At 73.1% G+C, this 10,744-nt stretch carries 9 protein-coding genes; 2 read left to right on the top strand and 7 right to left on the bottom strand.

Going from position 1 to position 10,744, the window contains the following annotated elements; genetic code table 11:
• Nucleotides 1-155 precede the first annotated feature (155 nt).
• Nucleotides 156-1,079 (top strand): aminoglycoside phosphotransferase family protein, encoded by a 924-nt coding sequence (locus ACH4J0_RS39510; RefSeq protein ID WP_396246029.1) that lies wholly within the window; start codon nucleotides 156-158, stop codon nucleotides 1,077-1,079.
• A gap of 11 nt (nucleotides 1,080-1,090) precedes the next feature.
• On the opposite strand, the gene ACH4J0_RS39505 is transcribed toward ACH4J0_RS39510, so the two are convergent.
• From ACH4J0_RS39505 to dxr, 5 genes are all read right to left on the bottom strand, one after another.
• Complete coding sequence (locus ACH4J0_RS39505; RefSeq protein ID WP_396246028.1) at nucleotides 1,091-1,645, bottom strand: GNAT family N-acetyltransferase; 555 nt, start codon at nucleotides 1,643-1,645, stop codon at nucleotides 1,091-1,093.
• 109 nt (nucleotides 1,646-1,754) lie between these two features.
• Nucleotides 1,755-2,630, bottom strand: a complete 876-nt coding sequence (locus ACH4J0_RS39500; protein WP_396246031.1) for a GNAT family N-acetyltransferase — start codon at nucleotides 2,628-2,630, stop codon at nucleotides 1,755-1,757.
• A 184-nt stretch (nucleotides 2,631-2,814) separates the two neighbouring features.
• Nucleotides 2,815-3,975 (bottom strand): flavodoxin-dependent (E)-4-hydroxy-3-methylbut-2-enyl-diphosphate synthase, encoded by a 1,161-nt coding sequence (ispG, locus tag ACH4J0_RS39495; RefSeq protein ID WP_030290407.1) that lies wholly within the window; start codon nucleotides 3,973-3,975, stop codon nucleotides 2,815-2,817.
• Nucleotides 3,976-4,119: 144 nt separating this feature from the next.
• Nucleotides 4,120-5,424, bottom strand: coding sequence for a M50 family metallopeptidase (locus ACH4J0_RS39490; protein WP_396246027.1), 1,305 nt, complete (start codon nucleotides 5,422-5,424; stop codon nucleotides 4,120-4,122).
• 123 nt (nucleotides 5,425-5,547) lie between these two features.
• Complete coding sequence (dxr, locus tag ACH4J0_RS39485; protein WP_396246026.1) at nucleotides 5,548-6,792, bottom strand: 1-deoxy-D-xylulose-5-phosphate reductoisomerase; 1,245 nt, start codon at nucleotides 6,790-6,792, stop codon at nucleotides 5,548-5,550.
• A 69-nt stretch (nucleotides 6,793-6,861) separates the two neighbouring features.
• Here dxr and ACH4J0_RS39480 point away from each other — a divergent pair, with 69 nt between their 5' ends.
• Nucleotides 6,862-7,530, top strand: coding sequence for an NAD(P)H-binding protein (locus tag ACH4J0_RS39480; protein WP_396246025.1), 669 nt, complete (start codon nucleotides 6,862-6,864; stop codon nucleotides 7,528-7,530).
• A 53-nt stretch (nucleotides 7,531-7,583) separates the two neighbouring features.
• Here ACH4J0_RS39480 and ACH4J0_RS39475 read toward each other — a convergent pair whose 3' ends face one another.
• Both ACH4J0_RS39475 and ACH4J0_RS39470 read right to left on the bottom strand, forming a co-directional pair.
• Complete coding sequence (locus ACH4J0_RS39475; RefSeq protein ID WP_396246024.1) at nucleotides 7,584-9,026, bottom strand: aldehyde dehydrogenase family protein; 1,443 nt, start codon at nucleotides 9,024-9,026, stop codon at nucleotides 7,584-7,586.
• A gap of 143 nt (nucleotides 9,027-9,169) precedes the next feature.
• Nucleotides 9,170-10,735 carry a PucR family transcriptional regulator gene (locus ACH4J0_RS39470; protein WP_396246023.1) on the bottom strand — a complete coding sequence of 522 codons (1,566 nt, stop codon included), beginning with the start codon at nucleotides 10,733-10,735 and terminating at the stop codon, nucleotides 9,170-9,172.
• Nucleotides 10,736-10,744 lie beyond the last annotated feature (9 nt).

The raw sequence follows: 10,744 nt of genomic DNA, 5'->3' as shown, positions 1-10,744 counted from the left end.
ACCCCCCCCCCCCCCCCCCCCCCCCCCCCCCCCCCCCCCCCCCCCCCGGCCACCCACCCTCCCGAAAGCCCACCCCCCAAACACCAACCCCCCACATCGCCCACAATGGACAAGCCACCCCACTCAAGGGGAAGCACTGAGCGGAAGGCCCGGGCATGTCGGGAGCAGCACCCCACCTCACCGTCCCCACCTGGCTGACGACCACCGTCACCGCCGCCCACGGCGAGGAAGGCCGCCAGTGGCTGGCCACCCTCCCCTCCAGGGCCGCCGCCCACCTGACCCGTTGGAACCTCACCCTCGAACGCACCCTGGACCCCGGCGGCAGCCTCAGCCTCATCGCCTACGTCCACCGCGACGACCTCTCCCCCGCCGTCCTCAAGACCGGCCTGGTCACCCCCGAGACCGCCCACGAGCACACCGCCCTCACCCACTGGGCCGGCAGAGGAGCCGTACTCCTCCTGGACGCCGACCCCGCCGAAGGCGTCCTCCTGCTGGAACGGCTGCACGGCGAGATTCCGCTGCGATCGCTCGCCGAGCCGAAGGCGATGCTGGAGGCCACCAGCCTGCTGCACCGCCTCTGGGTGGAGCCGCCCGCCGGAAGCCCCCTGCCCACCCTCGCCGACCGGGCCGCGGACACCGCCGCCCGTCTCGCCGAGCACCGCACCGATCCCGCCGCAGCCGCCGCCAAGCCCCTGGTCGAGGAGGCCATGGCCGCCGCCGAGGAGCTGACGGGCTCCGCCGCCGAGACCTTCCTGCTGCACGGCGACTTCCACCACGGCAACGTCCTCGCCGCCGACCGCGCCCCCTGGCTGGCGATCGACCCCCGCCCGCTCACCGGCGAGCGCGCCTACGACCTGGCCCGCCTCGTGCTCGACCGCGCGGACACCCTGCTCGGCTCCCCCGGCGCCCCCGCGGCCGTCCGCCGCCGGCTCCACCAGCTCGCCGAGGCCCTCGACGTCGACCGGGAGCGGCTACGCGGCTGGACCCTCTTCCGGGCCGTCGACCTGGCCCTGCGCGACCTGGCCACGGGCCGCCGCGAAGACGCCGAACTCCACCTCGAGTTCGCCGGACACCTCTGAGCGGTACCGGCCTAAGCGCCGCCCCCAGCCCCCCGCAGCGGCAGCCGCGCCCCCATCACCGCGTACAGCCGGTCCGTCGCCGGGAACCGCACCGCCCGCGCCAAGTCCCGGTACCCCAGCGACCGGTAGAGCCGTCGAGCCGGCGTCTCCGCGTCGATCGCCGACAGGATGCTGCGCTCCAGCCCCGAGCCCTCGCACAGCAGCCGGATCAGCCGCGTCCCCACCCCCTGCCCCTGGAACTCGGGCAGCACGTGCAGTTCGGTGATCGCGAAGACGCCGTCCAGCCAGTCCTCGTACCCCCGGGCGGTCAGGTACGGCTCGATGACGGTGCTCCACCAGTGCTCCCGCTGGTTCGGCATCCCGTACCCGAACCCGACCAGCCGCCCTCCGCTCATCGCCCCGAACGCGATCACCCCGGGCTGCAGGGCGTGCCGTCCGACGATGTGCAGCCGTACCGCGACCTCCTCGGGGGTGAGGCCGAACGCCACCGCCTGGACCTCCAGCGCCTGCGGCGCCCAGGCCGCAAGGTCGATGGCCCCGATCGTCACCCCGGTCAGCTGATCCATGCTCCGGACGTTACTACCAGCCGCCCCGTGGCGCGGCCGAAGATCGGAACCCAACAACCGGCGAAGCACCGGCGAACCGCGCCACACAGCCCCCCTCGCCGCAGCGCCCTCAGAAGAGCACGCTCATGAACGCCCCGACCTCGCGGAACCCCACCCGCCGATAGGCCGCCCGCGCCCGCAGGTTGAAGTCGTTGACGTACAGCGAGACCACCGGCGCCACCTCCCTCAGCGCGATGTCCAGCACCGCGGCCATCCCGGTCTCGGACAGTCCCCGCCCCCGGTACTCGGGCGCCACCCAGACCCCCTGGATCTGGCAGGCCCCCTCGGTCACCGCCCCGATCTCGGCCTTGAACACCACCTGGCCGTCCTCGGTGAACCGCGCGAACGACCGTCCGGTGGTGACGAGTTCGGCCACCCGGGCCTGGTAGAGCAGTCCGCCGTCGCCGGCCAGCGGGGAGACCCCCACCTCCTCGGTGAACATCGCCACGCACGCGGGCATCAGCGTCTCCACCTCGTCGCGCCGTACCCGCCGCACCAGCGGGTCGGGCGCTATCTCCGCGGACGGCGAGGAGGTCGCCAACAGCGGCTGGTGTCCCCTGACTTCACGCGCGGGCCCCCAACTGCGTTCCAGCAGTGCCCAGAAGGCGGCGGTCGATCCGGCCGGCCCGACGATGGAGGAGCAGCGCCGGCCCTGTCGTCGGGCCCGCTCGGCGAAGGCCGCGACGGCCTGCGGCCCGGCGTTGACCAGGACGAGGTTGGCCCCGGCGTAGCACAGGGCGTCGAGCACGCCGTCCCCGTCGTACCAGCCCCACATCTCCCCGCCGAGCCGCCACGGGTCCAGCCCGACGGCCTCGACCCGGGTGGCGACGAAGGCGTTGGCGACAGGGTCGCGGTGGAGGATCTCCAAGGCGTCCGCGAGGTCGGGCGGCTCCAGCACGCGGGTGGTGGCCAGCGCCCGGGCGGCCTGGAAGGAGCTGGGGAGCATCACACCTCGATCGATCATCGAGACAGCACCTCACTGAGACGACTCTGGCCGCACCCTACTCCGTGGCCCCACCCGGCTACGGCCGCGGGGCCGTCCGCGAACGGACGGCCCCGCTTCCGGAAGACTTCACCGCACCTGCGTTCGGACCCCCGGGCGGTCACCCCACGACGTGACCGCCCCGCGGTCACTCCGCGGCGACGACGGTCGGCGAACCGGCCTCGACGCCCTCCTCCTGCATCTGCTCGGCGAGCTTGAGCGCCTCCTCGATCAGGGTCTCGACGATCTTCGACTCGGGAACGGTCTTGATCACCTGCCCCTTGACGAAGATCTGCCCCTTGCCGTTGCCGGAGGCGACCCCGAGGTCGGCCTCGCGCGCCTCGCCCGGCCCGTTCACGACGCAGCCCATGACGGCGACCCGCAGCGGCACCTCCATGCCCTCCAGCCCGGCGGTGACCTCCTCGGCGAGCTTGTAGACGTCGACCTGGGCGCGGCCGCAGGACGGGCAGGAGACGATCTCCAGCCCGCGCTGGCGCAGCCCGAGCGACTCCAGGATCTGGTTGCCGACCTTGATCTCCTCTGCCGGCGGGGCCGACAGCGAGACCCGGATGGTGTCGCCGATGCCCTCGGCGAGCAGCGCGCCGAAGGCGACCGCGGACTTGATGGTGCCCTGGAAGGCCGGCCCGGCCTCGGTGACGCCCAGGTGCAGCGGGTAGTCGCAGGCGGCGGCGAGCTGGCGGTAGGCCTGGATCATCACGACCGGGTCGTTGTGCTTGACCGAGATCTTGATGTCGCGGAAGTCGTGCTCCTCGAACAGCGAGCACTCCCACAGCGCGGACTCGACCAGCGCCTCCGGGGTGGCCTTGCCGTACTTCTCCAGCAGCCGCTTGTCGAGCGAGCCGGCGTTGACGCCGATCCGGATCGGCACCCCGGCGTCCTTGGCGGCCTTGGCGATCTCACCGACCTTGTCGTCGAAGGCCTTGATGTTGCCCGGGTTGACGCGCACGGCGGCGCAGCCGGCGTCGATCGCGGCGAAGACGTACTTCGGCTGGAAGTGGATGTCGGCGATGACCGGGATCTGCGACTTCTTCGCGATGATCGGCAGCGCGTCGGCGTCGTCCTGGGAGGGGACGGCGACCCGGACGATCTGGCAGCCGGACGCGGTGAGCTGGGCGATCTGCTGCAGCGTGGCGTTGATGTCCGAGGTGACCGTGGTGGTCATCGACTGCACCGAGACGGGGGCGTCGCCGCCGACCGGCACGTTGCCGACCATGATCTGCCGGGAGTAGCGGCGCTTGGCGAGCGGCTTGAGCGGCAGGGACGGAATACCGAGCGAGATCGCGGTCATGTGCGCAGGGTTCCCCGGGGTTGAGGTGTGGTCGACCGCCCGGCCGCTGGGACGGCCGAGGCCGGGCGCGCGGACGATCGCGCACCCGGCCTCCACGGTACGGCACGGTCGGAGCGCCCAGCACACCCGCCGTACCCGAACGTCCTAACCGATCTTCACCGGGTTCACCAGGTCGGCCACCATCACCAGCAGGGTGAACCCGATGAAGATGCTGGCCACGACGTACGCCACCGGCATCAGCTTGGCGACGTCGAAGGGGCCCGGGTCGGGCCGGCGGAAAAGCTGTGCGAACCGGCGCCGGACCGACTCCCACACGGCACCGGCGATGTGGCCGCCGTCCAGGGGCAGCAGCGGCAGCATGTTGAAGAGGAAGAGCGACAGGTTGATCCCGGCCAGCAGGTTCACGAAGATCGCGACCCGCTGGGCGGCCGACTCGTGGAGCGAGAACACCTCGCCGCTGACCCGGGCGGCGCCGACCATGCCGATCGGGGAGTCCGGGTCGCGCGGGGCGTTGCCCACGACGGCGTTCCACAGGCCGGGGATCTTGCCGGGCAGGGCGGCCAGCGACTTCACCCCGTTCTCGGCCATGTCGTACATCCGGTCGATCGACTGCCCGAAGCCGAGCTGGACGGTTTCGCTCCGGGGGGTGAACCCGAGGAACCCGGCCTGGACGGTCTGGCCCTTCACCGGCACGCCGTTGCCGTCGTACTTCTGCACGTCGTTGACGGCGATGGTGGGCTCGAAGGTGAGCCGCTGACCGCCGCGGTCCACCACGATCTCCACCTGTTTGCCGGCCGACCTGCGGATGTCCGCCTGGAGCTGGTCGTAGTCGCGGATCCGGTCGCCGTCGAAGGAGAGCACCTTGTCGCCCTGGCGCAGGCCCACCTCGTTGGCCGGGGTCTTGGGCGCGTCGGCCGGGCAGGTGTCGGTGGGCTGGCCGGCCTTGACGACGCACTGGGCGACCGAGCCGATGGTCGGCACCGCCATGGAGACGCCGAAGCCCATCATGACCGTCAGGAACAGCCCGAACGCCAGGACCAGGTTCATGAACGGCCCGGCGAACATGACGATGACCCGTTTCCAGGGCTTGCGGGTGTAGAACAGCCGGTCCTCGTCGCCCTCCTGGAGCTCCTCGTAGGAGGCCTCACGGGCGTCCTCGATCATGCTCCGCCAGGGCGAGCTGCTGCGCTTGGTGATCCTTCCGTCCTCGCCCGGCGGGAACATCCCGATCATCCGGATGTACCCGCCGAAGGGGATCGCCTTGATGCCGTACTCGGTCTCGCCCTTGCGGCGCGACCAGATGGTCGGGCCGAAGCCGACCATGTACTGCGGCACCCGGATGCCGAACAGCTTGGCCGTGGAGAGGTGGCCGAGCTCGTGCCAGGCGATCGAGAAGAGCAGCCCGACCACGAAGACCAGGATGCCGACCACCGTCAAAACCGTTGCCACCGCTGGCCCTCCGTCATGCCGCTCCGCTCATCGTCTCGTCGTACCGCGATCCGTGCCGCGCCGGGCGTCACCGGTACCGGGGTACCGGCGGCACCCGACGCCGCCTTCCGGAGTCGGGGCCCGTCAGCCCGACGCCAGCTCGCGGGCCCGGGCACGCGCCCAGTCCTCCGCGTGCAGGACGTCCTCGACGGTCAGGGAAGTTCCCGACCCCGCCGCCCGGCCGTCGTGCTGTCCGTGCTCGGCCACGACCTTCGCAACAGTGTCCACGATTCCGGTGAAGGCGAGGCGGCCCTTCAGGAAGGCCTCCACGCATTCCTCGTTCGCGGCATTGAACACCGCCGGAGCCGTTCCGCCCAGGGTGCCGACCTCGCGGGCCAGCTGGACGGCCGGGAAGGCCTCGTCGTCCAGCGGGAAGAACTCCCAGGTCGCCGCCTTGGTCCAGTCACAGGCGGGGGCGGCGTCCGGCACCCGGTCCGGCCAGCCCAGTCCCAGCGCGATCGGCATCCGCATGTCCGGCGGGCTGGCCTGCGCCAGCGTCGAACCGTCGGTGAACTCCACCATCGAGTGCACCACCGACTGCGGATGGACCACGACCTCGATCCGGTCGAACGGCACGTCGTACAGCAGGTGCGCCTCGATCACCTCCAGGCCCTTGTTGACCAGGGTGGCCGAGTTGATCGTGACGACCGGGCCCATCGCCCAGGTGGGGTGCGCAAGCGCCTCCTGCGGGGTCACCCCGGCCAGCTGCTCCCGGGTCCGGGTGCGGAACGGGCCGCCGCTCGCGGTCACCACCAGCTTGCGGACCTCGGCCCGGGTCCCGCCCGCCAGCGCCTGGTACAGCGCGGCGTGCTCGGAGTCGACCGGCACGATCTGGCCCGGCTTCGCCACCGCCTTCACCAGCGGGCCGCCGACGATCAGCGACTCCTTGTTGGCCAGCACCAGCACCCGGCCCGCCCGCAGCGCGGCCAGCGTCGGCCGCAGGCCGATCGAGCCGGTGATGCCGTTCAGCACCGAGTGGCAGTCCGTCGCGGCCAGCTCCGTCGCCGCGTCCGGCCCCGCCAGCACGGCCGGCAGCGCCCGGCCCGCCGCCTTCGCCGCCAGCGCCTCGCGCAGCGCCGGCTCGGCCGCCGGATCGGCCACCGCCACCGTGTGCACGCCCAGCCGCAGCGCCTGCTCGGCCAGCAGCTCCACCCGGCCGCCCGCCGCCGACAGGGCGACCACCCGGAACCGGTCCGGGTTGCGGAGCACGACGTCGATGGCCTGGGTGCCGATCGAACCGGTGGAACCGAGGATCACCAGCTCCCGGGGGCCGGAGGGGTCCGCCACGGTGGGCGTGAAACGCAGCTGCGGGTGGGCGAGCGAAGTCATGCGCCCATTGTGTCCTGTCCGAGACCTTGCCCAGGACGACCGGGCACCGCTCGGGCTACCGTCGGACCCATGCGTACCGTCATCGCCGGGGGTCACGGACAGATCGCACTGAAACTCGAACGGCTGCTCGCCGACCACGGCGACCGCCCCGCCGGGATCATCCGCCGCCCCGAACAGGCCCGGGACCTCGTGGACGCCGGTGCCGAGCCGCTGGTGCTCGACCTGGAGTCCGCCACCGCCGAGCAGCTCGCCGCCCTGCTCGCCGACACCGACGCGGTGGTCTTCGCCGCCGGCGCCGGCCCCGGCAGCGGCGCCGACCGCAAGAACGCCGTCGACCGCGACGCGGCCGTCCTGCTCGCCGACGCCGCCGAACTCGCCGGGGTCCGGCGCTACCTCATGGTCTCCTCGATGGGCGCCGACGCCGCCGCCCGCCACCCCGCCGACGAGGTCTTCGAGACCTACCTGCGGGCCAAGGGCGCCGCCGACGACGCCGTCCGCTCCCGCACCGCGCTGGACTGGACGGTGCTGCGCCCCGGGCGGCTCACCGACGGCCCCGGCACCGGCCTGGTCCGCCTCGCCCCCTCCGTCGACCGCGGCGCGGTCGACCGGGCCGACGTGGCCGCCGTCCTGGCCGCGCTGCTGCGCGAGCCCGGCACCGCCGGACAGACCCTGGAGCTGGTCGCCGGGAACGCCACCGTCGCCGAGGCCGTCGCCGCCGCGGCCGGGCACGACGGCTGAGAACGGCACGGGGCCCGGTCCGCACCGGACCGGGCCCCGCGTCGGTCGAACCCTCAGAGGTCGAGGCCGGTGAGGACCATGACCTTCTCGACGGTGTAGTCGTCCATCGCGTACTTGACGCCCTCACGGCCGACGCCGGAGTCCTTGACGCCGCCGTACGGCATCTGGTCGGCGCGGTAGGACGGCGCGTCGCCGATGATCACACCGCCGACCTCCAGCTCCCGGTGCGCCCGGAAGGCGGTCTGCAGGTCGTGGGTGAACACGCCCGCCTGCAGCCCGAACGGCGAGTCGTTGACGACCGCGAAGGCCTCCTCCACGCCCTCCACCCGGTGCAGCGACAGCACCGGGCCGAACACCTCGGCCTTCGCCAGGATGGCGTCCGCGGGCAGCTCGGCCAGCACGGTCGGGGCGTAGGTCGCGCCCTCGCGGGTCCCGCCGGTGAGCACCTTGGCACCCTTGGCGACCGCGTCGTCCACCCAGGACTCCACCCGCTTCGCGGCGTTCTCGTCGACCAGCGGGCCGACGTCCGTCGCGTCCTCGTTCGGGTCACCGGTGACCTGCGCGCCGACCTTGGCCACCACCTTCTCCACCAGCGCGTCGTACACCGACGCGTCGGCGATCACCCGCTGCACCGAGATGCAGGACTGGCCGCCCTGGTAGTTGGCGAACATCGCGATCCGGGTGGCCGCCCAGTCCAGGTCGGCCTCCGAGGACCAGTCCGCGAGCACCACGGCCGCGGCGTTGCCGCCCAGCTCCAGGGTGGTGTGCTTGCGCGGCACCGAGTCCATGATCTGGTAGCCGACCTTGTCCGAACCGGTGAAGGAGATCACCGGCAGGCGCTCGTCCTGCACCAGGGCCGGCATCCGGTCGTTGGGCACGGTCAGGATCGACCAGGAACCGACCGGCAAGTCCGTCTCGGCCAGGATCTCGCCCAGAACCATCGCCGACAGCGGGGTCGCCGGGGCCGGCTTGAGGATGATCGGGGCGCCGACCGCGATCGCCGGGGCGACCTTGTGGGCGACCAGGTTCAGCGGGAAGTTGAACGGGGCGATCCCCAGCACCACACCGCGCGGGAAGCGGCGCACCAGCGCGAAACGGCCCACGCCGCCCGGGTCGGTGTCCAGCCGCATCGTCTCGCCGTTGGTCCGGCGCGCCTCCTCGGCGGCCCAGCGGAAGACCGACACCGCGCGGCCCACCTCGCCGCGGGCCCACTTGATCGGCTTGCCGTTCTCGGCGGTGATCAGCTGGGCGAGCTCCTCGGAGCGCTCGGCCAGCCGCTTGGCCACGTGGTCCAGGGCGGCGGCCCGCTGGTGCGCCGGGGTGGCGGCGAACACCGGCAGCGCGGCCACGGCGGCGTCCAGCGCCTCCTCGACCTGCGCCTCGGTCGGGATGCTGACCTTGCCGACCAGGCGGCCGTCCCAGCTGTTGTGCACCTCGAAGTCGGCGTCACCGCTCGCCCGGCGGCCGGCGAGCCAGAAATCGTACGTGGTGGTCACCGTGGTACCGGCCCTCTCCTCGTCGTCGTACGGCCCACGGGCGTGGGACCGAACCCGAGGGTAGGTGCGAGGGCAGGCCGACCGGATTGGCCGACCAGGAGTGTTCGCCCCCGGAGCCACTCCACCGCGTCCAGGCGTGTGTTCTATTCCTCCCCGGAGCGGAGCGCCAGCCACAGCTCCATCCGCACGTCGGTGTCGTCCAGCGAACGGCCCAGCAGCTCCTCGACCCGGCGCATCCGGTAGCGCAGCGTGTGCCGGTGCACCCCCAGGTCCGCCGCCGCCGCGTCCCACTGCCCGTGCCGCGACAGCCAGGCCCGCAACGAGGCCACCAGGTCACCGCGGGCCGTCCGGTCGTGCTCGCGCAGCGGCCGCAGCAGCCCCTCCGCGAAGGCCGTCACCGCGTCCTCCCCGAGCAGTGGCAGCAGCGACCCCGCGCCGACCTCCTCGTGGTCCACCGACCTGCGGCCACCGCGCAGCGCCACCGCCAGCGCCCGCTCCGCCTGTGCGTGCGCCGTACCGGCCTCCTCCAGTGCGGCCGGCGCCGACACACCCAGCGACAGGCCCTCGTGCTCCTCCACCGCACCCAGGCAGGCCCGGTGCACCGCGCCGTTGTCCGGCGCCAGCACCATCAGCCTCGGCCCGTGCGCGCCGTCCTCCCGCGCCACCAGCAGCTTCTCGCCCACCCGGGCACCCGCCTGCTCGGCCCGGTCCCCCAGCTCCGCCAACGCCTCCGCGGCATCCGCGTTCGGCCCCGCCCCGGCCACCAGGACCCTTATCGTCCCCTCCGGCATGCCGCCGAACAGCCCCACCGCCACCTGCCGGGCCGTCGCCACCTCACCCGCCAGCACCATCCGCAGCAGCGCCGCGCCCATCCGCTCCTCGGCCTGGCGCAGCTCCCGCGAACGCTCCAGGGTCAGGGTCAGCAGCGCCACCGCCGCGTTCAGCACGTACCGCTCGGTCGGCGTGATCCGGTCCTCGGTCCCCACCGCCAGGAAACCCCGGGCCCGCCGGTCCGCCCCCAGCGACTGGACCACCACGTAGTCCTCGTCCGCCGTGTCTATCCCCGGCGAACGCCCCTGCAGCGCCGCACTCGAGGGCGCCGGCCGCCGACGCAGCCGGTCCACCTCCGCCGCCAGCCGCCCCGCCCGGCGCGCAGCCCAGTCCGGCGCCACCACCGACAGCGCGCCCGACCCGTCGTACAGAGCCGCCCAGCCCCCCAGCCGGGCCGCCAGCCGACGCACCACGGCCGTCGTGCCGTCCTTGCCGAGCGCCGCCCGGGTCAGCTCCTCCTGCGCCTCGAAACTCGTCGTCACCGCCTCGTACTGCTCCGCGGCCAGCGCCGCCGACACCACCTTGCTGATCGCGATGAACGGCGTCGGCTCCGGCACCCGCAGCAGCGGCAGCCCCCGCTGCTGCGCCGCCTCCACCAGCGGCTGCGGCACCTCGGTGTGCGACAGCCCCACGCCCAGCCCCAGCCCCACCACCCCGGCATCGGCCAGCCGGTGCACGTACGCCTGCAGCTGCGCCGCCGTACGGCCCAGCTTGATACCGGTGGTGAGCAGCAGCTCGCCACCCTCCAGGAACGGCGTCGGGTCGTCCAGCTCACTGGTGTGCACCCAGCGGACCGGCCGCTCCAAGTGGTCCGCACCGGCGAGCACCGTCAGATGGAGCGAACTGTTGCGGACGACGGAGGCGAGTGTGGGGGGCATGGCACCTTC

Source organism: Kitasatospora sp. NPDC017646, assembly GCF_044329365.1.
Classification (GTDB): domain Bacteria; phylum Actinomycetota; class Actinomycetes; order Streptomycetales; family Streptomycetaceae; genus Kitasatospora.
This window is presented reverse-complemented; position numbering and strand designations above follow the sequence as displayed.

Bases quoted from the DNA above. Each gene is read 5' to 3' on its own strand.
- ACH4J0_RS39510 (WP_396246029.1), top strand. From the start codon at position 156: ATGTCGGGAGCAGCACCCCACCTCACCGTCCCCACCTGGCTGACGACC.
- ACH4J0_RS39505 (WP_396246028.1), bottom strand. From the start codon at position 1,645: ATGGATCAGCTGACCGGGGTGACGATCGGGGCCATCGACCTTGCGGCC.
- ACH4J0_RS39500 (WP_396246031.1), bottom strand. From the start codon at position 2,630: ATGCTCCCCAGCTCCTTCCAGGCCGCCCGGGCGCTGGCCACCACCCGC.
- ispG (WP_030290407.1), bottom strand. From the start codon at position 3,975: ATGACCGCGATCTCGCTCGGTATTCCGTCCCTGCCGCTCAAGCCGCTC.
- dxr (WP_396246026.1), bottom strand. From the start codon at position 6,792: ATGACTTCGCTCGCCCACCCGCAGCTGCGTTTCACGCCCACCGTGGCG.
- ACH4J0_RS39480 (WP_396246025.1), top strand. From the start codon at position 6,862: ATGCGTACCGTCATCGCCGGGGGTCACGGACAGATCGCACTGAAACTC.
- ACH4J0_RS39470 (WP_396246023.1), bottom strand. From the start codon at position 10,735: ATGCCCCCCACACTCGCCTCCGTCGTCCGCAACAGTTCGCTCCATCTG.